Annotated in this window: 16 protein-coding genes; 8 read left to right on the top strand and 8 right to left on the bottom strand. The window is 55.5% G+C overall.

The window, feature by feature from the left end:
* Positions 1 to 24 precede the first annotated feature (24 nt).
* Complete coding sequence (locus tag F1728_RS08105; RefSeq protein ID WP_155363693.1) at positions 25 to 954, bottom strand: alpha/beta hydrolase; 930 nt, start codon at positions 952 to 954, stop codon at positions 25 to 27.
* Positions 955 to 1075: 121 nt separating this feature from the next.
* Here F1728_RS08105 and F1728_RS08100 point away from each other — a divergent pair, with 121 nt between their 5' ends.
* On the top strand, positions 1076 to 1873 hold the full coding sequence (locus F1728_RS08100; RefSeq protein WP_228030550.1) for a sialate O-acetylesterase: 798 nt from the start codon (positions 1076 to 1078) through the stop codon (positions 1871 to 1873).
* Between the two features lie 75 nt (positions 1874 to 1948).
* Here F1728_RS08100 and F1728_RS08095 read toward each other — a convergent pair whose 3' ends face one another.
* Positions 1949 to 3424, bottom strand: coding sequence for a DUF1501 domain-containing protein (locus tag F1728_RS08095; RefSeq protein ID WP_145181362.1), 1476 nt, complete (start codon positions 3422 to 3424; stop codon positions 1949 to 1951).
* Between the two features lie 87 nt (positions 3425 to 3511).
* The gene (locus F1728_RS08090) at positions 3512 to 6721 is read right to left on the bottom strand and encodes a DUF1553 domain-containing protein (RefSeq protein ID WP_155363692.1); all 3210 of its coding nucleotides are present in this window, start codon (positions 6719 to 6721) and stop codon (positions 3512 to 3514) included.
* Between the two features lie 666 nt (positions 6722 to 7387).
* Here F1728_RS08090 and F1728_RS08085 point away from each other — a divergent pair.
* Complete coding sequence (locus F1728_RS08085) at positions 7388 to 8779, top strand: RtcB family protein (protein ID WP_155363691.1); 1392 nt, start codon at positions 7388 to 7390, stop codon at positions 8777 to 8779.
* Positions 8780 to 8849: 70 nt separating this feature from the next.
* On the opposite strand, the gene F1728_RS08080 is transcribed toward F1728_RS08085, so the two are convergent.
* Positions 8850 to 11291 carry a glycoside hydrolase family 10 protein gene (locus F1728_RS08080; protein ID WP_155363690.1) on the bottom strand — a complete coding sequence of 814 codons (2442 nt, stop codon included), beginning with the start codon at positions 11289 to 11291 and terminating at the stop codon, positions 8850 to 8852.
* Positions 11292 to 11536: 245 nt separating this feature from the next.
* Between F1728_RS08080 and F1728_RS08075 the strand changes: the two genes are divergently transcribed.
* A complete protein-coding gene (locus F1728_RS08075) occupies positions 11537 to 13078 on the top strand; it encodes an aspartate:alanine exchanger family transporter (RefSeq protein WP_194242739.1) in 1542 nt (513 codons plus the stop codon).
* A 90-nt stretch (positions 13079 to 13168) separates the two neighbouring features.
* Here F1728_RS08075 and F1728_RS08070 read toward each other — a convergent pair whose 3' ends face one another.
* The 3 genes from F1728_RS08070 to F1728_RS08060 are packed head-to-tail and all read right to left on the bottom strand — an operon-like array spanning position 13169 to position 17079.
* Complete coding sequence (locus tag F1728_RS08070) at positions 13169 to 14170, bottom strand: sialidase family protein (protein WP_155363688.1); 1002 nt, start codon at positions 14168 to 14170, stop codon at positions 13169 to 13171.
* Between the two features lie 30 nt (positions 14171 to 14200).
* Positions 14201 to 15883 (bottom strand): M14 family zinc carboxypeptidase, encoded by a 1683-nt coding sequence (locus F1728_RS08065; RefSeq protein WP_155363687.1) that lies wholly within the window; start codon positions 15881 to 15883, stop codon positions 14201 to 14203.
* A 35-nt stretch (positions 15884 to 15918) separates the two neighbouring features.
* On the bottom strand, positions 15919 to 17079 hold the full coding sequence (locus F1728_RS08060; protein WP_155363686.1) for a GntR family transcriptional regulator: 1161 nt from the start codon (positions 17077 to 17079) through the stop codon (positions 15919 to 15921).
* Positions 17080 to 17269: 190 nt separating this feature from the next.
* On the opposite strand from F1728_RS08060, the gene F1728_RS08055 reads away from it, so the two are divergent.
* The 5 genes from F1728_RS08055 to F1728_RS08035 all read left to right on the top strand — a co-directional run bounded on the left by F1728_RS08055 (position 17270) and on the right by F1728_RS08035 (position 22992).
* Positions 17270 to 18742: a glycoside hydrolase family protein gene (locus F1728_RS08055; protein WP_155363685.1), complete on the top strand. Its 1473-nt coding sequence runs from the start codon at positions 17270 to 17272 to the stop codon at positions 18740 to 18742.
* 190 nt (positions 18743 to 18932) lie between these two features.
* The gene (locus F1728_RS08050; RefSeq protein ID WP_155363684.1) at positions 18933 to 19946 is read left to right on the top strand and encodes a Gfo/Idh/MocA family protein; all 1014 of its coding nucleotides are present in this window, start codon (positions 18933 to 18935) and stop codon (positions 19944 to 19946) included.
* Between the two features lie 28 nt (positions 19947 to 19974).
* Positions 19975 to 20778 (top strand): SDR family NAD(P)-dependent oxidoreductase, encoded by an 804-nt coding sequence (locus F1728_RS08045; RefSeq protein ID WP_145439445.1) that lies wholly within the window; start codon positions 19975 to 19977, stop codon positions 20776 to 20778.
* A 112-nt stretch (positions 20779 to 20890) separates the two neighbouring features.
* Positions 20891 to 22537, top strand: a complete 1647-nt coding sequence (locus F1728_RS08040; RefSeq protein WP_155363683.1) for a Na/Pi cotransporter family protein — start codon at positions 20891 to 20893, stop codon at positions 22535 to 22537.
* A gap of 17 nt (positions 22538 to 22554) precedes the next feature.
* A complete protein-coding gene (locus tag F1728_RS08035) occupies positions 22555 to 22992 on the top strand; it encodes a GNAT family N-acetyltransferase (RefSeq protein WP_194242738.1) in 438 nt (145 codons plus the stop codon).
* A gap of 8 nt (positions 22993 to 23000) precedes the next feature.
* Here F1728_RS08035 and F1728_RS08030 read toward each other — a convergent pair whose 3' ends face one another.
* On the bottom strand, positions 23001 to 24422 hold the full coding sequence (locus tag F1728_RS08030; RefSeq protein ID WP_155363681.1) for a DUF1501 domain-containing protein: 1422 nt from the start codon (positions 24420 to 24422) through the stop codon (positions 23001 to 23003).
* Between the last annotated feature and the right edge of the window lie 5 nt (positions 24423 to 24427).

Genomic DNA, 24427 nt, shown 5'->3' with positions numbered 1-24427 from the left:
TGTTTCAGGATGTCGTCAGCGGTCTTATTTCTGAGGGGGCAGGTAGCCCAGCGAGGTCAGAAACGCGTCCAGTTTTACGATGGTGTCTTCGTAGTTCTTTTTGTTACGACTCAGGTTGAAGAAACCGTGCGGTTGATCCGGGTAAGCGATGAGCTCACAGCGGTTACCTTTCTGCTTCATCTGATCAGTAAAGCGTTCGACGTTTTCGAAAAGTACTGTTGTGTCGCCGGTGCCGTGGAAAATAATCGTAGGTGGGGTCCCCTTCCGCACGAAATGGATGGGAGAGATTTCCTTACAACGTTCGCCGAGCTGCTTCGGTCCCCCTTTCCAACCGGTTTCGGTGGTGTCAACGACCGGGTTGAACAGAGCCATCGCATTGGGGACGGAAGAGATCTTTTTATTTTCATTCGGTTCATCGAAACCAGTTACCGTACCCGTGCAGGCGGCGACGTGTCCACCGGCCGAACCGCCTCCGGCAACGATGCGATTGGGATCAATTCCCAGTTCTGCAGCGTGTTCGCGAATCCAGCGGACGGCTGATTTACCATCCGCGACGCATTCGAAGGGGGTAGTGTCGTGCTTGGATTTGATGCGGTATTCGGCAGCGCAGGCGACCATGCCACGCGAGGCGAGGTAACGACAATGAGGTTCAAACTGACTGGGATTTCCACTCCGCCAGCCCCCTCCAAAGAAGAAGACAACCGCAGGTCGGGAGTCGCTGGGTTTCCAGTCATCGGGTTTAAAAATATTCAGATGCAGATCGCCCTGGTCGGTTTTTTTATAGACTTTGAATTCCGCATCCTTGAGCGGTTTCCAACCGGTCTTGGGGGAGTTGGCTTTCTGTTTCTGTTTCTGTTCTGCTGCCCGGAGGGGAGAAGAAGACTCGAAGCCCGCGAATTGCGTTGCGGCTGCGAGGGTACAAGCGATGAGCGCGATTGTGAAACGGAAATTCATGCTGCAGAGATTCCTTCTGTAAAACTTGAAACCGGTTGCTTGATATCAGATTGGATGACCTTCTATAGTAAATGAAAGTATGATCGAATTGTCTTTTCTTTTCAGGCTGGAATCCCAAAAAATGAAAATTAAACTGCTGTTGAGTGTGGCCCTGTTCATGGGGCTGTTTACGGTTCTGAGTACAACCCGGGCGGAAGAGAAAGCGTCTCAGTTACCTCCCAAAGAAAAATTTGAAATCTATCTGCTGATCGGACAGTCAAATATGGCTGGTCGGGGGAAAGTCGATCCCGCGACTAACAAGTCGCATCCCCGGGTGTTGAAACTCGATAAGCAGGGAAAATGGGTGCCGGCCACCGATCCTTTGCACTTCGATAAACCCAAGATTGCCGGCGTGGGGCCCGGATCCGGATTTGGGCCCGTGATTGCTGAGGCAAAGCCGGGCATGACGATTGGGCTGATTCCCGCAGCCGTTGGCGGAACGCCCCTCAGTCGCTGGGTCAAAGGGGGCGATCTGTATGAACGTGCCGTCAAGCTGGCGAAAGAGAATCAGAAGTATGGCGAGATCAAAGGTGCAATCTGGCACCAGGGGGAAGGGGATTCTTCCAATCCGAAGCTGTATAACTCATACCAGAAGCGACTCTCGGGCATGATCGCGGATTTGCGCAAAGATCTGAACGAACCTGACATGCCTTTCGTCATGGGAGAACTGGGTGAGTTTTTCACACGCCCTGGTGCTGAGACCGTCAACAAGTCACTGCACGGAATTGCAGAGACGGTGCCTGCCACCGCGGTGGCCTCTTCAAAAGGTCTGCCTGCGAAAAGCGATCAGGTGCACTTCAATGCGGAAGCAGAGCGCGAGTTTGGCAAGCGTTATGCGGCACAGATGCTGAAACTGCAGAAGCAGGCTGCTGAGAAGTAAGCGATTTCGAAAAGCTGTGAATACGAAAAGAGGCAGTCTTTGTTGACTGCCTCTTTTATTATGTAGCACTGGAGATCAGGCGAGGATGTCTTTGACCGGGTGATGTTCTTCGACACCGGTGAGACGCTGATCGAGACCCTGGAATTTATAGGTCAGTTTGCGATGATCGATGCCCAGGCACTGCAGGATCGTTGCGTTGAAATCATGGATGTGGACCGGCTTGTCGACGATGTTGTAGCTGAAATCGTCGGTCGATCCGTAAACCTGTCCTTTTTTAATCCCACCTCCGGCCATCCAGACGGAGAAGCAGCGGGGATGGTGGTCACGTCCGTAGTTTTCACGGCTGAGTTTCCCCTGGCAGTAGACGGTACGGCCGAATTCACCGCCCCAGATGACGAGGGTGTCATCAAGCATGCCACGCTGTTTGAGGTCTTTGACCAGGGCGGCTGCCGGCTGGTCGATGTCCTTACATTGTTTGGGCAGGTCGCCTGCAATATTCGCGTGCTGGTCCCAACCACGGTGGAAGATCTGCGAGAAGCGGACCCCCCGTTCGGCCATGCGACGGGCGAGCAGGCAGTGATAGGCGAATGTGCCCGGTTTATGTACTTCGGGGCCATACATGTCGAGTGTGGCCTTGGTTTCCTTGGTGATATCGGTCAGCTCGGGAACCGAAGTCTGCATGCGGAATGCCATCTCATATTGTGAGATACGGGTCTGGATTTCCGGATCGCCGATACTTTCGTATTCGTTCTGGTTCACCTGCGAGAGGGTATCCAGCATGCGGCGGCGCAATTTGGCGGAGACACCAGGCGGGTTAGAGAGGAACAGCACCGGATCGCCCTGCGAACGCAGTGAGACACCCGAGTATTTACTCGGTAGGAATCCACTACCCCAGAGACGGTTGTAAAGCGCCTGAGCCTGTTGCCGACCTGACCAGGTGGAAGTAAGAACAACGAAGGCGGGCAGGTTTTCGTTCATTGAACCCAGCCCGTAACTCAGCCAGGAACCGAGGCTGGCGCGCCCGGGCAACTGGTTGCCGGTGCAGATGTAGGTAATTGCCGGGTCGTGGTTGATGGCTTCCGTCCAGAGCGAGCGGACGATGGAAATATCTTTGACGATGCCTGCGGTGTGAGGCAGCAGTTCGCTGACCCAGGCACCATCACCACCGTTGTCGTGTTTCGTGAATTTGAATTTCGACGGCGCCAGTGGAAAGCGAGACTGGCCTGAGGTCATCGTGGTCAGTCGCTGTCCCTGTCGGACGGATTCAGGCAGGTCTTTGTCGAAAAGTTTGTCGAGCTCCGGTTTGTAGTCGAGCGTGTCGATCTGGGAAGGGGAACCCGCCATGAACAGATAGATGGCCCGCTTCGCTTTGGGAGCGAAGTGGGGAATGTCGGGGAGTCCGCCGATTGTCTGTGATTCGGGATTCGCTGCCTGCAAGGGCTGTCGATTGGCCTCGAGGGAGGCCAGGGCGGCGGTTCCCAGTCCGAGGCCACCCGCTTTGAAAAAATGACGTCGCGTGATCTGTGAGAGATGTTCCTGCATGGGATTCATGACGATACCTGTTTATTTCTGTTGAGTTCTAAGCCGCAGCTGTTGCTGTCCGGCGTGGATACTGTGGAATGATGAATAACAACTTCGTCAATTTTTATTGAGCACTTCATCCAGGTTGAGGATGAGGTTACCCACCATGGTCCAGGCGGCCAGTTCCTGCGGATTCAGTTTCTCGTCAGGTTTGGACTCGCCAACAGCAATCAGTTCTTTGGCAGCTTCAGGAGCTTTCTGGTATTCGGCCAGCATGTCCTCAAAAGTCTGTTTAATCAGGGTCAGGTTTTCTTGTGAGATGGGATGACCGGTGGCCATTGTGTAAGCAAACTTGATCCGCTCTTCGGGAGAGGGACCGCCTTCTTTCATCATCCGTTCGCCGAACGCACGGGCGGCTTCCATGTACTGCGGATCGTTCAACAGCAGCAGGGCCTGCAGTGGCGTGTTGGTCCGTTCGCGACGCATGGTGCAGGCTTCCCGGCTGGGTGCATCGAAGGTCGACATTTCCGGCGGGGGTGAGGTCCGTTTCCAGAAGGTATACAGGCCGCGGCGGAAGACTTTCTCAGGGCCCGTATCCTGTTTGAATCGCACGGTATTCGAGCCGGAATAACCGACGGCGTACCAGAGCCCATCAGGTTGAGGCGGTTTGACACTGGGGCCACCTACTTTGGGGACGAGCAGTCCACTGACGGCGAGTGCCTGGTCACGCAGCATTTCCGCATCGAGACGGAAGCGGGGGCCGCGAGCCAGCAGACGGTTCTCGGGATCCTGCTGATACAATTCTGGAGTGACGCTGGAGTTCTGACGATAAGTGGCGGACATTACGAGCTGTTTCATCAGCCGTTTGACGTCCCACTGGTGTTCCTGGAAATCGACAGAGAGCCAGTCCAGCAGTTCGGGATGACTGGGGACTGCTCCCTGGTTGCCGAAGTCTTCGCTGGTTTCGACGATACCGGTGCCGAACAACTGCTGCCAGAACCGGTTGACGGCAACGCGGGATGTCAGCGGATGACTGGGATCGACGAGCCATTTCGCCAGACCCAACCGGTTGACGGGCCATTCGGCTGCCATGGCAGGGAACTGCGACGGAGTTTTCCGATCGACTTTATCCCCCTTCTGGTCGTATTGTCCTCGCTTGAGATCGAAGGCCTCTTTGATGGTCTTGCGTTCGCGGAAGATCAGCGTCGTGGGGAGCGACGCTATCAGTTTTTCTTCCTGTGCTTTGACTTTGACCTTCTCGGCCAGCAGTTTGCGATATTCGGAATCGAACTGATTCAGATAATACTGTCTCAGCAATTCAGTCTGCTGGGGAGTACGTTTGTCAGCAGCCAGTTTCAGGACCGGTTCAATCTGATGATCGAAGTAGACTTGATTAACTTCGGTTTCTGAGAGTTCGTGATCGTAGATACGAAATTCGTCAACGAAGCCGTTCGTCAGGTGCTGCTTGGTTGGTGAATGACCCAGCAGGATCGTGGCCGAGTTCAGAGGTGTTGTATTTTTGAAGGAGTCGGAAGAGATGGTCAGTTCGGATTCTTTACCATCGACATAGATGGTCACACCATGGGCTTTCGCGGAACCATCGTAGGTCACGCAGACATGGTGCCACTGGTTAGGTGTGATTTCATTATTCTTGGTCTGCACCTGGACGGCATAGCCGGGCCAGCGGTCAATCAGACGCACACTGAGGGTCTGGTTAGTGATCTGCAGGTCGTAACCCCGTTCACGCGAATTGGGATTGATGCTGGAAACGATCGGTCCCGAAGTTTTGCCGTTGGTTTTGACCCAGATGGCATAACTGAAAGGGGTCGCTTTCGCAAACTGTCCGGTTTTTCCCAGGTCGAGATAGCTGCCGGGGGCGAACTGGAATCCGTTATTGAATTTACCGGCGACCCATTTCGGAGCCCCTTTGACAGACGCTTTGTTTTTGGCGTTCGTTTTGTCAGCAGCGGCGTCGCCTTCTTTCTCGTCGAGCGAGTAAGCAGCCAGCAGACCGCCAGGTTGCGGAATAGAGAGATCGGGATTGCTGCCCGTCTTCTGAATCTGCTGCTTCCACTGGAGCCAGGACTGAAACGCGGGTTCGTTCACCTTGGTACGGTCGGCTCCCCGTTTTTCAATGGCTGCAATCTGATCTTTATAAGCCTGGAGTTGCTTGGACTGGGCATCATCGGGGACACGGACGGAAGGGGGGGAGTCTTTGATGTTCCCGTCCATCGCGGGGCCGTCGAGGTTATTGAAGAATGCAAACAGCTGATAGAATTCGGTTTTCGTAAAGGGATCGAACTTGTGGTCGTGACAGACGGCACAGCCGAGGGTGAGCCCCATAAAGGCCTGGCCTGTCGTTTCCACCCGGTCGATGACGTTGCGCACATAGACTTCTTCGGCGATCGAACCCCCTTCGTTGGTGGTCACGTGACAGCGGTTGAAGCCAGTGGCGATCTGCTGATCGAGTGTTGCATTCGGGAGCAGGTCACCGGCCAGCTGTTCGATCACAAACTGATCGTAGTGTTTGTTGGTATTGAAGGCATTAATGACCCAGTCACGGTAAGGCCACATCTCGCGGTAGTTATCGAGGTGCAGTCCGTGAGTGTCGCCGTAACGGGCGATGTCCAGCCAGTAGCGGGCCATGTGTTCGCCGTACCGGGGAGACTGCAGCAATCGATCCACAACCTTCTCATAGGCATTGGGACTTTTGTCATTTACAAACGATTCCACTTCCTGCGGCGTGGGAGGCAACCCGGTGAGGTCCAGGGTGACTCGTCGAATGAGAGTACGACGATCAGCCTCGGCAGCGGGTTTGAGTCCTTCTTCATCGAGCCGTGCCAGGATGAACTGATCGACGGGACTCTTCACCCAGCCCGGTTGTGAGACGGAAGGCAGTGGTGCTTTCTGAGGTTTTACGAAGGCCCAGTGATCCTGCCAGGGAGCACCCTGTTCGATCCAGAGTTTGAGCTGTTTAATTTCTTCCGGTTTCAGCTTCTTCCCGCTGTCAGCCGGCGGCATGAGGATGTCGCCGTCGTCAGTTGTAATGCGGGTGATGAGTTCGCTTTCCTTCAGGTTGCCGGGCACAATGGCTTTGTGACCGCCCAGGTCGGCAAAGGCGCCGTCACGGGTATCGAAGCGCAGGTCGGCAGCGCGTTTCTTGGCATCCGGTCCGTGACACTGGAAACAGTTTTCCGAAAGGATGGAACGTATTCTGGCTGGGGAGACTTTCGTTGTCTTTTCAGCACTCACCCGGGTGAGTGAAGTACACAGGAAAGTGAGAACGAGTGCAGGGACGATGCGCTTGCTCGAACACAGAAGAAGCATGACATTCACCTTCTGGATAGTAATTTTCAAGTGGATGATCGGCCGCCGGGGACGGGGCTTTTCAAACTTAACTTGTCAATGAATCTCTGGTGATGCCTGTCCGACCGACAATCCATATCAGTTTGCAACGGCGGTAGCTGAACCCCAAGGTTCAGCAGGCGGGATGGCAGATGTTCCGGGAACGGGGGAGCAATGCTTGTGTTCCCGAATTCAGGTTCAATGATTTATTCTAATCGTCGTTCCGGGCCTTTGCAAGACGCGGATCGGGATAAAGTGACGTATCTCGTTACAGTATCGACAGTTCCGTGCGGTGTAGTCTAACAGGCGTTTCTGCCTGAGCTTACAGGATTTTTGTGTTTCGTTTGCTGTCAGGAATCGTTTACGGGTTTCGTCTGTAGCAACGTGCCGGTGCGATCACCTGTTGAGAGTTCTACGCGTGTGCCCGATTGAGTGTTGGCGGAGATGGGATGTTTTTGGGCATATGCAGAGAAAGAATGATGAAGCACGTCATGCGCGGAGTAACTTTTCGGTTTTTCCCCAGGCGAAGTCGGAAACCGGGAACCTTCTTACTACTCCGGTGTCCAGTGAGAACAAATTGGAATAGAATGATATGTGACCCGAGCGGAAATCGGGTCTGAATGTTTTTTATGTATGAGGAGAAGAGAGATGAACTCTCGACAGTTACTGAAACTGGGTGTTCCACAGTATTGTCTGAAGACGGCCATGACGGCGATTCAGCAGGCCGTCGCGAATGAAAATATTCGCGGTAAGGAAGTCAAAGCGCGCATGCAGCAGGTCATCGCTGCGCCTGAGGACTTTCTGGAAGATGAGGCATTCGGAGCCCTGGCTGCAGAGCTGGTTGAAGATAACTCGGAAGAAGTTGTTGAGCCAATCGATTACCAGATCTGGGGTAAGGAGGGCATCGATGAAGGTGCGTTCTCCCAGATGGAACTGGCGTGCCATGTTCCATCGGCTTACGGCGCTGCGCTGATGCCGGATGCACACATCGGTTATGGTCTGCCTATCGGCGGCGTACTGGCACTGGAAAACGCAGTGATTCCTTACGCGGTCGGTGTGGATATCGCCTGCCGAATGAAGCTGTCGGTTCTGGATACGGCCGTTGATGCACTGGATGACAAACGTCATCAGTTCATTGATGCGCTGAATCGAGGAACCGTATTCGGCGTGGGTACGGCTCACGAGAAGAAGCAGCATCATGCAGTGATGGATCAGGACTGGACGGTGACGAAAGTGACACGTCAGAACAAAGACAAGGCATGGAAACAGCTGGGATCTTCGGGTTCGGGCAACCACTTTGTTGAGTTCGGTGTCCTGACGATTACGGAAGATGATGCAGAGCTGGGCCTGACTGCAGGTGAATACGTGGCATTGTTGAGCCATAGTGGTAGCCGGGGAACCGGTGCGTCGGTATGCAGCACGTATTCAGCGATTGCGCAGTCGCAACTGCGAAAGCGTCATCAGCACCTGGGACGACTGGCATGGCTGGACATGGATTCGGAAGCCGGCCAGGAATACTGGGCAGCGATGAATCTGATGGGCGACTATGCTGCAGCCAACCATGCTGTGATCCATAAGAACGTGGCGGCTTTGCTGGGAAGCAAAGTGATCTCCGGCGTGGAGAACCACCACAACTTCGCCTGGAAGGAAGAGCACGGCGGCCGGGAGGTCTACGTGCACCGTAAGGGGGCAACTCCAGCGGCGGCAGGCGAGATGGGTGTGATTCCCGGTTCGATGGCCGATCCGGCGTTTGTGGTTCGTGGAAAAGGAAATCCAGCGAGCCTGAACTCGGCATCGCATGGTGCAGGACGCTGCATGTCTCGTAACAAAGCGAAGGATAAGTACCGCTGGAAGGCGGTGAAAAACGATCTGGAGAAGCGAGGCATCACCGTGATCTCAGCGGGGGCTGACGAAGTTCCCGGTGTTTACAAAAACATTAATGAGGTTATGGCCGAGCAGCAGGATCTGGTGGAAATCGTAGCACGCTTCAACCCAAAAGTGGTGAAGATGTGTGGCGACGGAAGCCGGGCCGAAGATTGACTCGCTGTAAAGCAGGAACACAGGCAGGTTGGGGTTTCTCTCTGACCTGCCTGTTTTTGTTTCATCAGGCTTAACGCTTTTTCTGTGCGCGGTGCGGGGGAGTCGCCTTCACTTTCCCGGCACTTCGTTTGAAATCGGGGACGACGCTGGAGAGTGTCTGCGGATTGAGGCTGAAGACGGTAAACCCGCCGGTATTGAGCTGTCGGGTTACATCAACCTGTCCCAGGACGCGGTCGCTGCTGAGGGTTGCCTCTGATGAGAGTGCACCGATGCCCGGGTAGATGGGAATGCTGCCAGCCAGGTGCTTCTGCTGATCTTCAATCCAGAGTCGGAACTGTTCGTCACTGGCGGTGTAATCCATGGGGCAGATGAAGTCGAGATAACCGCGTCTGGCCCAGAGGGGCCAGTCCTGCGCCACCCATTCCCGGCAGTCCGGATATTCGCGGAAGACGGCGGCAGAGAGTTTGACGCCGGGGCGGATCTTACGTGCTTCGCGTGATACGGTTTCGACGAGCCGGGTGATCTGGTCAGCACGCCAGTCGCGGTACTGGCTTTTGAGTTGTCCCTTGTAACAGTCGGCGGGCCAGTTGTTGACTTTGATGCCGGTGTCGGCCTCGAATTTCTGACGGCTATAGTCACTGTAATCGTGGCGATCATTGGGATAGCGGATGTAATCGAAGTGAATGCCATCCACGGGGTACTTTTTAACGACTTCGAGCATGCTGTCGACTTCGAGCTGAAAGTTTTCGGGATGAGCCGGATTGAGCCAGTCGCTCGGTTCGCCGGTCACACTGACCTGGGTCCGACCCGCGTCACGTAACTGTCTGACGAACGACGGCGGTGCGGTCGAGAGATTGTGATTCACTTTCCAGATATGAAGTTCGAGACCATGTTTCCGGGCGGCCTGGAGACACTGTTCAATCTGGTCGCCTTGAGTTTTAAACGTTTCGCTGCGGGGAAGAACATCGCTGGGGTAATGGGCCAGACCGCCCCAGAGCATGTTGACGATGAGCATGTTAAAGCCAGCATCTGCAAGTTCTTTACAAGTGCGGTCCCAGTCGCCCGGGTAGGGGCCGGTTGGACTGTGGTCCCAGAAGGCACGGGCTTCGCGAGGCGGACTGGCGCGGGTCAACAGATAGATTTTGACCCGCTCTTCACGACAGCGCCGGGCAAAGGCGATGGCCTGGAACGCCTCTTTTTTCTGCAGGAGCTGTTTCGCGCGCACGAGTAACGCGGTTGTGCGATCCAGATCGCGGGCTGCGAGTACTTTACTCTGCTGCGGTGTGACGGTGGATACAATGCTGCGGCGGAGTTCATCGAAGGAGTGAAAGGGCCCCACCTGTTCTGCTTGCTGAATCGTGCCGGCAGCGATCGCATCCCAGAGCCGGGGTTGGAAATGAGCCATGAGGGCGGTCAGCAGGGCCTGTTTCTGGACCGGATCATCTCCCAGGATCAGGTGGCTGAAATAGGCCCCCCGGTCGCTGACGATCAGGGCCGGCTTGCCCGTTGGTTTACCTGTGTCATCGTACCACTCGCCCACGATCCGGGCGTTGTGTCCGGTTGGGGTGGCAGTGACCAGGTTCCAGGAAGCCTGTTTGACCTCCGCAGGGAGACCCAGGATACCGGCGTCCTGCAGATGGATCGAGGCCAGTCCACCCGGACTGGCCGGTTTGAAATAGCTGCCTTTTTTGATGCCCAGATTCTTTTCCAGGGCGGTCGGAATGTTGAAGTTCAGATAGACCTTACCGCCCCGTTCCATGAACTGATTCAGTACTCCACAGGCCTGGGAAGAAATACGGGGATTAAACGGCAGAATTGCGATGGAACGTGAGCCGAGCGTGTTCAGCGAGAGTTCGCTTTCACTGATACGATTACATCCGATTCCAGAAGTCTCGAGAAAAGTTTCGATGCGGTCGGCGGCAGCGAAGGTATCCTTTTCTTTCTGTTTCTGGCTGAGGTCGGGGACGACAATCGTCACATCGCCGGTGATGGCTTTCAGGTTACGGAATTGAAAGTGCGTGTCGGGTTCACTGTCGGATTCCCGCCAGACGACCAGTCGGACGGTTTCGATTTTGTCCCAGCCTCGCGGATTGTCTTCGCCGCGAAAATCACCTTTTGGGAAACGGAGTGTCTGCCAGTCAGCCCCCTTGATACGGGCAGAGGTCGAATACCAGCCGGGGCCACTTTTGAAATAAATGCTGACCTGGTGGTTGCTGTCGGGCGAAGCCGGTTTGACGTCAATGGTAAACAGACCGGGGGCGGTCAGGCTCTGGTTGAGTTGTTTGTCGATCCCGGCCCGGGGAATGTCGCGGTTGGATTGAAAGGGGGCCGAGAGGAGCAGGACATTCTGGCTGCCTGATTTCTGCATCGCCAGGGGGAGCGTTCCCTTAAGTTCGGTCCACGCCTGTCGGGCCGCGGAGGACGTTGTATAGTTGAAGTCGTCCAGCAGGGTTTCTGTGCCGGTGGTGAAGCTGAGAGCAAGGGACAGGATATAAGGCAGCTGATAGATCATAGCAAATCAATAGATGGGTATAAGTAAGTGATCGAGAACGCAAAATTCTGTTTAAGTTGTATCGGGTTCGGGAAATGCTGACAAGATTTCCTCTGGAAACGGGGGAGATCCTGGTATTTATCAGTGATATTTAATGAATACGTAGAACTGAGCTTGTCTGTTGACTATAGTGCGGGCATTCAATTAGCGCTCCGGAGGCCAGGGAAAGGTGCAGAGCCATCGAAGAGATTGTCGTTTTATTTGCTGTGATCGGTTGCGGTCTGATACTGGGAAAAATTTCGGTCCGTGGAATTTCGCTGGGAAGTTCGGGTGTGATCTTCGCCGGTCTGCTCGCAGGGCACTGGGGTTACCAGGTTGCGCCCGAGGCGGGGCTGGCGGGGGTTGTCCTGTTCATCTACTGCCTGGGCATCGGTGCGGGGCCCAGTTTTCTACAGATGTTTCTGAATCGTGGCAAAGCGCTGGCGCTGCTGGCCGGAGTCATGATGAGTTCGGCTCTGCTGGCCGTCTGGCTCATGGGGCGTCTCTTTAAGTTGAGTCCTGATCTGGCGAGTGGCCTGTTTGCGGGGGCCCTGACGAGTACGCCGGCGCTCGCAGCGGCGACAGAGAAGCTGCCCGCTGGTTCGGATGTCGCGGTTGGATTCGGAATCGCCTACCCCTTTGGCGTGATCGGGGTGATTCTATTCATTCAGATTCTGCCCCGCTGGTTTCCCGGTGGAATTGAACGCGTCCTGAACGAATCGACTGCGGCCCGCGGAGACATCATTCGCGAAGTGGTCGAAGTCCAGAATAGAAATCTGGTGGGGAAGCGGCTGCGGGACGTGACCATTCTGGCGAAATCGAACTGCCAGGTTTCACGATTGATCGTGGAGGGGCAACCGCGACCGATTCCAAAAGAATTTCAACTGGAACTGGGACAGCTCTTGCTGGTCATCGGCCGGACGGGGCAGATCGAAACTGTAATTGAAGCGTTGGGAACCCGCTGTCCCGACGCGCAATACGTACTCGATGTGGAGCGGCAGCGTCGTAATATTGTGATTACGTCAAAAGAGGTGGTGGGACGCACACTCAAGGATCTGCATTTTCGGTCCCGCTTTGGTGTGACGATAGCCCGTATTACCCGTCAGAATATTGAGTTCGTTCCCGGTTCAGAACAGACTCTGCATTTCGGAGATATTTTGCGTGCGGTGGGTGAGCCGGAGGATCTGGAACGTTTTGCGACGGCCGTTGGTCACCGGGCTCGCACTGCGGATGAAACGGACCTCATCATCCTGGCGGGCGGACTGATACTGGGGATGATCCTGGGGAGGCTGAGTCTGTCGCTGGGAGATCAGTCGTTTTCTCTGGGTATGGCCGGAGGACCGTTGCTGGTCGGACTGCTGCTGGGGCACTTCGGCCAGTTTGGTGGATTGTCAGTTCGCATGCCACGCGCTGGCCGGTTGTTGCTGGGTGAACTCGGACTGACGGTCTTTCTCGCACAGGCGGGGTGTCAGGCAGGTGGTAATTTCGTGGAAGTGGTCCGCGCAAACGGATTGACAATGTGTCTGGCCGCAGCGGTGGTGGTTGTGGTGCCACTCTTGTCCGGGTTTCTCGCGGCGCGGTACTGGCTGCGTCTGAATCTGCTGGAGACGGCCGGGGGGCTGTGTGGCGCGATGACATCCACACCCGGTCTGGGAGCGGTCACCTCTGCCATTGATTCGAGTGTGCCGGCGACGAGTTATGCAACCGTCTATCCGGTGGCTCTGGTATTGGTAACACTGCTGGCACCGATTTTGATTGCGTTGTTGTAGTATCGCTCGGTGAGTGCAAATAAAAACGGGAGCAGTGAATCTGGTTCATGCTCCCGTTTCGATTGCAGGCCACAGTCAGACTAGCTGCATTTATTTATAACTGACTTTGGCAAAGTAGATCGAGGTTTTGCCTTCGTGGCTGGAATAGTAGCTCACGTTCAGCAGGCCATCATGCAGGACCATGTTCGCGTAGCTGGTATCACCGCCACTGGGGAGCGCGAGCAGTTCGGTGAGCTTACCGTTTTCCACGTCGAGCTGGCAGATTGATGTCCGCACTTTGGGGGAGTAGAGGCGCACGGTGGCCAGGAAGCGACCGTCGGGCAACTGGAACAGTTCCGGTCCGCCGATCTTGATTCCAAGGTCCTTCCATTCCCATTCGGTGTAGGGGGGCTTCGAAACACCGAGCAGGCCGGTGGCACCTTTTCCGTCCCGTCTGAGCAGGCAGTAGCAGGTGTTGTCTTTCGTAAAGACCAGGGAGCTCTCGTTGGAGTACCCTTCGTCAATCAGCTTGTCGACAACCGTTTCAAAATTCTTGCCATCACTGCTCTTGTAAAGGCGAGTGAAGCGAGGGCCTTCCTTACCGGTATGATAACCGATGCTGTAGACGTCTCCATCGTGCCACTTATTCCCCCAGAGCCAGAGATTGGGATCGCCGATGATGTGTGCCTTGGACCAGTTCTTGCCGTCATCGGAGAACCAGGACATTGACTGGTGCCGATAGGGGGCAGGCTGGTGCAGGGCCCCGGCACCGCTGAGCATGAGCTGCCCCTCGGGCGTGACGCTGATTTTTGCATCGCGGAGGTCAGCGGTTTCGGAGGTAATACGGGCGACCGGTTTCCAGTCTTTACCATCTTTGGATTCGAGGACCTGCAGGGCACCGTCGGGGGAGACATGTGCTTTCCCCGTGCGGAACACGCAGTACCATTTGTCTTTGAAGCGGGTCAGTCCGGTGAAGGCGTTGTGTGGGTCTTTGTCCCAGATTTTCTGGACACTTTCCAGCTTCAGTTGAACCGGTTTGTCGTTGGCCTGTAGTGGCGCTGCCAGACAGAGCAGGACCAGGCAGGCGACGCAGAGGAGCGAGGCGTTTTTCATGAGGTCTTCCTTTGAGTTGTGAAGGTCGAGTTATTTTTCCGATTGAATGCGGTCCAGGACCGGGGCAGGAGGCTTCCAGCCATAGGTTCTGGTTTCCCGCGGGTGATACAGGCAGGTGACAAGGTACAGTTCAGTTTTACTGGATTTTTCCGGAGGCACATTGATCTGCACATGCGTGAAACCGGCCCCGGGCCAGGAGACATAGCCGTCTGTTTCGCTTTTTTCCAGCAGATGCCCGTTGAGTCTGATGTCGACGAGTTCCGGGCGTTGATAAGGGAGACGGAGTTGAAACGAAATGCCCTGCTGAATGGACGGTTCTTCCGGTTCTGGCGCACGTCCTTTGCTGACGGCGATTTTGATTTCCGGTCCCGCGTTGATGATTGACTTGAGTGAGCTCTGGTCGATGCCAGGTACGTCCTTGATATTTTCGAGGAGTTCAGTGATGTCGGCAGAGAGTAGCTCAGCTGCTTTCTGGGATGTGGCGACGAAATAGGTATCCCGGCCGGCGGTCTGCGGATAGAGAACGGCCTGGGAGAAGCGGGGCTGTTGTTTCCAGAGTTCGACCCGGCTCTGACGACGGGCCTGGGCGGTGGGACCCCAGGCACTGACGAAGTGGCCGATATAACTGTTGACGCGATTGACGGGGTAGCCGGGATGATAATCTTCATCCCAACGCTGGTTGCCAATCTGCATCAGGCCTTTCAGCCGCGCCAGTCCGCTTTGTTCCCAACCGACTTCAAACGCCATCAGCATGGTATGATAGTGGGCATAGCCGTAATGCGCGGTGTAGAACTGGGGGCGTCCCAGCCAGAGTCGATTGGAGATTGCCGTCAGGGAAGTGCCCCAGAAGAGACGCTGGGCGTCCGCTTCGAAGCGATCGTAACCGTACCCCGCTGCTTCTCCCGCCTGGTTAATGGCTTCGGTGATCCGCCAGTCCCAGGGACGGAGCGACATGTTCGAATAAGCGGAGCCGGTGACTTCAAACATCGTCTGACCGCGGTAGCGCTCTCGGGAGCCCAGTTGTTCGGGGCTGTATTCCTGCAGGCCGGTTCCGTGCACATCGACATGGACGTCAGGCTTGAACTGATCGACGACGGACAGGACCGCCATGACTTCCGGCGATTTTTCCGGCAGTTTGAACTGCAGGGTTTTGAGATCCCAGTTGGCGGTGCCACCTCCGGTGTAGGGATCGATTTTCTGGGAATTGCCAAAGCGATCCGTTTCGAAGTAAGCATACGGGTTGATGATCGGGATGATCAGCAGCAGTTGATTCTGTCTGGTGCGTACGGCCTCTGGATCATCGCTGAGCAGCCATTCAACAAAGTGCAGCACTGTGGTTGTGCCACTGCGTTCGGGACCGCCATGCAGGGCTGTGACCAGACAGATCTGTTTCAGTTTCAGGTCGGTTTTGGAGTCGGTGATTTTCAGCATGGGGAGCGGAATGCCTTCGAGTGTCACGCCGATTCGGTCGACCTGAACCAGATCGGGATGGGTTTCCTCCCAGTATTTCAGCGTTTCCGTGTATTCCTTGAGTGTCAGCCGATGCAGCTTTTCCTGCCAGGGTTGCGGGAGCCCGGCGAGTTTCTGTTCCAGTGTTGGGGTTTCCTGGGCTGCCAGTTGAGGTGGTTGCCAGGTAAGTAAGTAGAGCAGACAGAGTGCGAACCACAGGGGAGTGGTCAATGGGATACGTGGGGAGAACAGTCTGGCAGGCATGGTTGAGGCCTCATCGGGGCGAAGTTGGGGAATTGTTATTGAGCTGGGGGTGGTCCCAGTGTCTGTCCGGCGCTGGTGTTAATGGGCATGGGAAATACTTCCGCAGAATCGATGGGAAGTTCTCCCTGTTTCATCTGGGTCAGCAGCTCAGCTGCTTTTCTACCAATGGCGACTTCATCGACAGTGATTGAAGAGAGCCGGCTCTGGATTGCGCCATGGCGGACCGTGCCACCAAACCCGAGCAGGGAGACGTCTTCCGGAACGCGCTTTCCCAGTTTGCCGAGCAGCAGGTAAATCAGCTCGGCCAGTGAGTCGAAGGTCGCGAAGATCGCCGTGGGGGGATCGGGACGCTGGAACATGAGCTCCAGGGTGTTGAGAAGATCCGGTTCATAGTCAATCGGATGCAGCTGCGAACTGGGGCCGTGAAAGATGAACGGTTCCGGACAAGAATCAGGACTGGTAGCCAGGGCTTCGCGGAGTCCGGTTTCGTATTCAATCGAGGCGGTGGCACGGTGGGGGGAAAACAGCGCGATCGAACGATGTCCCTGTTCCAGCAGTGTCTGTCCGGCGAGCAGACCGACTTCACGGAAGGGGATGGAAAGCAGGGGGGCCTGAATACCTTCGACGTCCCGGTGGCAGAAGACAACGGGAATGCCATGCTGTTGCAGTTGTCGCACCTGGTACGCGGGGGTCGGGGGAACGGTCGCGGGGACCAGGGCCACACCGGCAACGTGTTTGTCGATGAGTTGCAGGATCGTATTGCCCTGCATGTCGACTTTATTTTCCGTGCAGCAGACGAGCACCTGGTTCTGGGTGAGGGCGGCTGCCTGTTCGAAACTCCGCTGCAATGACGGATAAAAGCCGGTACGCACTTCCGGGAGTACGAAAGCGAAAATATCGAGCTGCTGTTTAATGGGGATCGGCGGTTTCGTACTGACGAACGAACCTTTGCCGTGAATGCGGTTGATCCAGCCCTGTTCTTCGAGCAGTTGCATCGCATTACGGACAGTGGTTCGCGCCAGCTGATGCGTTTCACAGAGCTGGTGCTCCGAGGGCAGTGCGGCTCCGGGCTTGAGTTCGCCCTGCGTAATCTGCTCCATGAGCTGTTCCACCAGCTGCAGGTATTTCGGGCGCTGCTTGCCGGGGAGCGAGGTTGCAGGGCTGGTCTGTTGTGAATCCGGGGCACGTGCTGTCATGGCCGCGAGAATTTCTCAGATCAGGGTTGAAAAAAGCAGGGTTTGACGTTACTTGTATTTAAATATGATACAAGTTGTTTGTGTGGTGTCAACAATGCATATACTCGTAATGTCAATAATCTGAATTGGTGCCAGACAGGAATGCTTTTCTAAAGATACAAGATGTCTTTTCAGGAGACGGGAGATTCACATGAGACCATTGCTGCTGTTCATGCTGTTTTTTGTGGGAAGTCTGAATGTTGTCGGCCTGCAGGCAGGCGAGAAAAAGCCGCTCCCGATCGGGGATCACCGCGAGCTGTTTGTGGATGACTATCTGATCGGCAAAATGAAAAACGTGAGCCTGCGACTGCATCAGCCTGTTGATGAAGGCGTCGTTCTGAAATTCGATAAGCCATGGGAAGGACTGTTCTGCGGATACTGCACGATCATTAAAGATGGCGACCTGTATCGCGCTTACTACCGGGGACGCCCCCAGGCGGGAGCGGACGGCGACACCGGAGAAGTCTACTGCTATGCGGAATCGAAGGATGGGATTCACTGGACCAAGCCCGAGTTTTCTCTGTTCGAAAAGCAGGGTTTCAAAAAGAACAACATCATCCTGGCTGACGCGGCTCCGATGACGCATAATCTCAGCCCGTTCCTGGATACACGCCCTGGAGTTCCTGAGTCGGAACGCTACAAGGCGCTGGGCGGGACGATGAAAAGCGGCCTGGTCGCGTTCACTTCGCCGGACGGGATTCACTGGAAACAGCATCCTGCGGGAACCGTGATCTCCAAAGAGATGGTGCCGTTTCCTTATATGTTTGATTCTCAGAACGTCGCGTTCTGGTCCCCGGTGGAGAAAAAATACATCAGCTACTTCCGGGTGTTCAAAGATAAACTCCGTCGGATTGCCCGGACTGAGAGTGACGATTTCATTCACTGGTCCGAACCGGTGCTGATGGAATACACGCATCGGGGCGACAAATCGCCGATCGAACATCTCTATACCAATCAGACCCATCCCTATTTCCGGGCACCTCATATTTATCTGGCTGTCGCGGCCCGCTTCATGCCCGGGCGGCAGGTGCTGACCGATGAGCAAGCAGAAAAAATCGGCGTGCATCCCCGCTACTTCAAAGATACGTCCGATGCGATTCTGATGACGACTCGCGGCGGTAACATGTATGATCGTACTTTTCTGAGTGGATTCATCACCGGGGGCATCGGCGCTCAGAACTGGGTCTCTCGGACGAACTATCCTGCATTGAACGTGGTTCAGACCGGGCCGGCAGAAATGTCGGTGTATGTGAATCAGGATTATGCGCAGCCTACCGCGCATTTGCGTCGCTATTCGCTGCGTCTGGATGGTTTTGCTTCCGTACGGGCTGACTATGCCGGCGGGGAATTAGTAACGAAGCCGCTGACTTTTGACGGCTCTGAACTGTCGATCAACTTTTCGACGTCTGCAGCAGGAGGCATCAAAGTCGAGATCCAGGATGAAAACGGTAAGCCGATTCCCGGTTTCACTCTCGCTGATGCACGTGAGCAGATCGGAAACGAGATCAATCGGATCGTCACCTGGAAAGGGGGCTCCGATGTCTCTTCACTCAGTGGCAAACCGGTACGCCTGAAGTTTGTGATGAAAGATGCCGATCTGTATTCACTGCAGTTCGTGAAATAATGTAAATTCACTTGCGATTCGCTCAGGAAGGTCGACCGGGTTCTCTCGTCGACTTTCCTGATTTTTCACCAGAGATTCATTGCCCGGTTCGCTGACTGTCTTATGATACAGGTAGAGTTGCCCCCAATCGAGTTCTGAGTTTCTGCGAAATGCGCTTGCTCCCGCCCCTCTGGTTCCTGAGAAGTAAATCATGAAAGAGCGTAGACGATTACTGGTAGTCGGAGTCGGTTCAATTGGAGAACGGCATCTGCGCTGTTTCCAGGCGACGGACCGTGTCGATATCTCGATTTGTGAACTGAACTCCGACCTGCGCCAGCAGGTCGCCGAGCGATATTCTGTGAAAACTCAGTATGCGGATCTGGACTCGGCACTGGCGGAGCCACATGACTTTGCGGTCATCGCGACTCCAGCGCACCTGCATATTCAAATGGCGCAACGGGTCGTTGAAGCGGGTTTGGACGTGTTCATCGAAAAGCCCCTGAGCACGTCGGTGGACGGTGTAGCCGATCTGCAGAAGCTGCTGAAAGAGAAACAGAAAAAAGCGGGAATCGCTTATGTCTATCGCGCTCATCCCGCGCTGGCAGCGATGAAGGCTGATCTGGATACGGGCCGCTATGGCAAACCCGTAGAACTGGTTGTGGTTTCCGGTCAGAACTTTCCCACCTATCGGCCCGCGTATCGCGACATCTATTACAAGTCGCGCGCGACCGGTGGAGGGGCGGTGCAGGATGCGTTGACGCATTCGATGAATGCTGGCGAATACCTGGTGGGACCGGTCAAAGCCCTGGTGGCGGATTACGCACATCAGGTGCTGGAAGGTGTGGACGTGGAAGACACCGTACACGTAATTACCCGCCAGGGAAGTGTACTGGGCAACTTCAGTCTGAATCAGCATCAACCGGCCAATGAATCGAGTATTACTGTGATCTGCGAACGGGGCATGCTCCGATTTGAGTATCAGAAAAGCTGGTATCGTCACGTTACTGAGCCGGAGGGGGAGTGGGTCGTCGGTTACCAGGAAACGCTGGAACGGGACACACTCTTTTCGCGACAGGCGAGTGCCTTTCTCGATTATCTCGATGATTTCTGTCCGCCGCTCTGTTCGCTGGAAGAAGGACTGCAGACGCTGGCGGTAAATCTTTCGATTCTGGAATCTGTCGAACAGCGTGCCTGGGTCGAACCGGCGCACTACCTTACACATTGAGTTTTTCTACCTGAAAACAGGATTCGTTATGCAACCAAGTGATGAACCCACGATACAGCAGCTGTTTGATCTTACCGGCAAGACGATTTTAATCTCCGGTGCGAGTGGTTACCTCGGAGGTGCGATGTCGCGGGGACTGGCCGAAGCCGGGGCACGGCTGGTGGTCAGCAGCCGCAGCCAGGAACGGGCTGAGCAGACGGCTTCGGAACTACCCGATCCTAACGGTGTGGGGCACCTGGGAGTCGCCCTGGATCATATGGAAGCCGATTCGATTGAAGAGGGGTTTGCAGCAGCTCTGGAAGCAGCCGGGCAGATCGACGTGTTGGTGAATAACGGCAATGACCCGGTGGGGGAAGACTGGCGGAATGTGACTGCGGATGCGTTTAACCGTCACCTGCAGAATGCGACCGGCTATTTTCTGCTGGCCCGCAAATTGCGTGATCACCTCGTCGCGCGAGAAGCCCGGGGAAGCGTGATCATGATCGGTTCGATGTACGGCGTGGTCGGTTCTTATCCTGAAGCGTACGAGGGGATCTGTGCAGCCAGTCCCGTGGCCTATCACACGATGAAGGGAGGACTGATTCATCAGACGCGGCATCTGTCGGTCTACTGGGCCAAAGATGGCGTACGGGTCAACTGCCTGAGCCCGGGACCGTTTCCCTCTGAAAAAGCACCCGCGGGCCTGGCCGAGAGATTGAGCGAGCACAGTCCGATGGGCCGCATGGGGTCACCGGCCGAACTGAAGGGAGCAGTCGTCTTCCTGGCGAGCGAGGCGAGCAGTTATATCACAGGCCAGAACCTGCTGGTCGATGGTGGCTGGACCGCCTGGTAGACGGAAAACAGCCTCGATCTGATCGTGTTTTGTGATAGAATAGCTGATTCAAATGAACTGGAATCAGCTGAGTCTGAATAACGCGCTTTGATTGGGCACCGCCGGACGATCTATGGGTTTAGAGATTCTCAATGCACTTGGAGGCCTGGGGCTGTTCCTGCTGGGGATGGTCATCCTGACCAGCGGTCTGAAGGAACTGGCGGGCGATACGATCCGCCGGATGATCGCGAAGTTTACGAAGAATCTGCCCAGCGGAATTGCTACCGGTGCGGTTGTGACGGCTGTACTGCAATCCTCAAGTGCCACCACGGTCACCGCCGTGGGTTTTGCGAGTGCGGGGCTGCTCTCTTTATCACAGTCGCTGGGGATCATCTTTGGTGCCAATCTGGGCACAACCATGACGGGCTGGATCGTGGCGGTCTTCGGTTTCAAATTGAAGCTGGGACAGATCGCTTTTCCCCTGATTCTGGTCGGAACCCTGATGTACATGTTTGCCCGCAAGCGGGTCGGGATGATCGGTTTCGCGCTGGCCGGCTTTGGTCTGATCTTTGTCGGCATTGATAACATGCAGGCCGGGATGTCCGGACTGACGGATACGGTCACGCCGAAATCGTTTCCCGCAGATGACTGGCTGGGGCGAGTCCTGTTGATTTTGATTGGCATGGGGATCTCCATGGTCACGCAGTCGTCCAGCGCGGGAATGGCGATGGCAATTACCGCCGTGCATACTGGTACGATTTCGCTGACGCAGGGGGTCGCGATGGTGGTCGGTTTCGATATGGGGACAACCGTCACCGCGGTGATCGCCACGCTGGGAGGTTCCGTGACGGCGCGACGAACCGCATTTGCGCATGTTCTCTTTAATACAACGACCTCCTGTGTGGCTTACTTGCTGATTCCGCTCTATATGTGGGTCTGGCAATCTTACGTGAACCAGGGGAATCGTTTCTCCCCGGAAATCGGACTGGTTCTCTTTCACAGCCTGTTTAATCTGGTGGGGATCCTGATGCTGGCTCCGTTATCCAGCCAGGTGATTCGCGTCCTCTGCTGGCTGGTGCCTGATGCGGTGAACGACCAGGTGGAACGCCTGGAAGAGTCATTCATCCAGACTCCCAACGTGGCGATTGAAGCGTCGCGCTCGACGTTAACCGAAGTTTTTCAGGATGTGCTGCATCTGTTTCACGGGTTGTTTACCGATGAAGCAGACCGGGCAGATATTTCTTCGATGACGGAACAGACACATGAGACGTTGACAATCACGGAAGATTACCTGAGGCGAATCAATGTGTCGAAATCAGATTCGCAGACGTTACGCAGTTATCAGGAAGTCGTGCTGGCATTGGACCACATTCGACGTCTCACAAGACGCTTCAACGAAATCGAGCGACTGGACGCGACTGTTGATGTGGAAGATCTGCAAAAGGTCGTGCAGCGGCTGACGAAACTGTTCGTTGAGACTGAAACGGCGTTCGAGGATCGCAATGAATTAATGGACGAGCAGCCGCTGGAAGACTGTGCGCGCGAACTGGATCAGGACCAGAAGTCGGTCCGCCGCCGGTTTACTGAGGCCGCGTCCCGTTCGGGGGACGATTTTGAATATGTACTTAATCAGTTGGACTCCTACCGCTGGCTGTATCGCATCAGTTACCATCTCTGGAGAACGGTGCATCACCTGCAAAGTGCGCGGATCATCAATGATCAGTCGGACATCGAACCCGACGAGGAGAAAAAAATTGCGGATACCGAACCTCAAGCCTGATGTGGAGCTGTAAATCAATGTCCTTTCTGGAGATCTCTTTTCAGTCTCGCTGGTATGCGCAGGCGTGTGTGCTGCGGAACCAGGTGCTGCGTCTGCCGCTGGGACTCGATCTGCAGTCGGAGGATCTGTCGCCCGAATCGGAATATCTGCATTTCGGTATCGAGCAGGACGGCCAGCTGATCGCCTGTGTGCTCGCGGTGCCTCTTGATTCGCGAAGGGCCAAGCTGAGACAGATGGCGGTGTCGGGTGAGTGTCAGGGGCAGGGGATTGGTCGGCGTTTGGTTGAGTCGGTAGAAGATTGTCTGGTGCAGCAAGGGTTCCAGGTTGTGGAACTGGATGCTCGGCGGGAAGCGATTGGCTTTTATGAGAAACTGGGCTACATTCCGAAAGGGGATGAGTTCATTTCGGTGACAATTCCGCATCAACGCATGACGAAAGTGATAGCGGCTGACTGAAACGTTGCTCAGCCGAGCAGCTCTTTAATCACAGCGCCCCCGGTCTGGCTCAGCACCTTGAAGCGGCCTTCGTGGAAGTAGGTCAGCTGGTTGTCGTCGAGTCCCATGATGTGTTCGAGTGTGACATGCAGATTGCGAATCGGGTTGACGACTTCGACGGCATGGTCGCCAATTTCGTCGGTGGCCCCGATGCGATGACCGGCTTTGACGCCACCCCCCGCCATCCACATGGCCATGCCTTTCGCATTATGGTCCCGACCGGCGGCCTGTCTGCCACTGCGGATACCGTTGTCGGGCGAGCGACCGAATTCCCCGGTCCAGACTACGAGCGTTTCATCCAGCAGCCCGCGTGCTTTGAGGTCTTTCAGTAGGGCCGCAATCGGCTGATCGACGGCCTGCATGCGGGCTTTGTGAGAACGTTCCAGAAAGTCATGCGAATCCCAGCCAGCAGCGTAGATCTGCACGAAACGCACTCCCGATTCGACGAGTTTCCGTGCCAACAGGCAGCGGCGACCGAAGCTGTCAGTTTCTTTCTGTCCCAGACCGTACATGTCCTGAGTCTGCTGGGTTTCTGATTCGAGGTTGATGATATGCGGAACCTGGGTCTGCATTCGGAACGCAAGTTCGTACGATTCCATGCGGGCTGCGAGAACCTCTTCGTGCGGATGCCGCTGCTGATCCTGCTGATTCAACTTTGCCAGCAGATCGAGATTTTTACGCTGGGTCGCACGGGTGACGTTTGGAGGTGGATTCAGGTCGAGAATCGGTGAGCCCGTCGAACGGAGTGCGGTTCCCTGGAAGTAAGCGGGCAGAAACCCGTTAGACCAGTTAGCAGCGCCTCCCTGCGGGTAGGCCACTTCGGGGAGGACGATGAAAGCGGGCAGGTTCTGATTTTCGGTACCCAGCCCGTAGGTCATCCAGGATCCAATCGCGGGATCACCGCCGAACCGGTTGCCGGTATTCATGTGGTAACAGGCGGTCGGGTGGTTAATCGATTCCGCCTGCAGGCCGTGATACACGCAGAGGTCGTCGGCGACTTCTGAGAGGTGCGAAAAATGTTCGCTGAGTGAAATCCCTGATTCGCCCGCCTGACGATGCTTAAACGGACTTTTAATGTAGTAGCGTTTACCGCTGGCCATCGCGGAGACCTGTTTGTCTTCGCGGACGAATTCCTTGAGGTGCAGCTTTTCCAGGGCCGGCTTGGGATCGAAGGTGTCGATGTGGCTGGGGCCGCCTTCCATGAACAGAAAGATGCAGGCTTTGGCACGCGGTTTCAGATGCGGATCGCGGGGGGCGAGCGGCGGTCCGTCGATCAGGTTCTGCTGCTTCGGCTCTGTTTTCTGTTCGGCCTGCAGCAGCGCATTGAAAGCGACGGTGCCCAGGCTGGCGCCCATGCCATAGAGAAAATCGCGTCGTTGTAATCGGTGCATATTTG

The organism is Gimesia benthica (assembly GCF_009720525.1).
In the GTDB taxonomy this organism is placed as follows: Bacteria; Planctomycetota; Planctomycetia; order Planctomycetales; family Planctomycetaceae; genus Gimesia; species Gimesia benthica.
The sequence above is the reverse complement of the archived record's forward strand: the minus strand, read 5'-3'. Positions and strand labels throughout refer to the sequence as shown.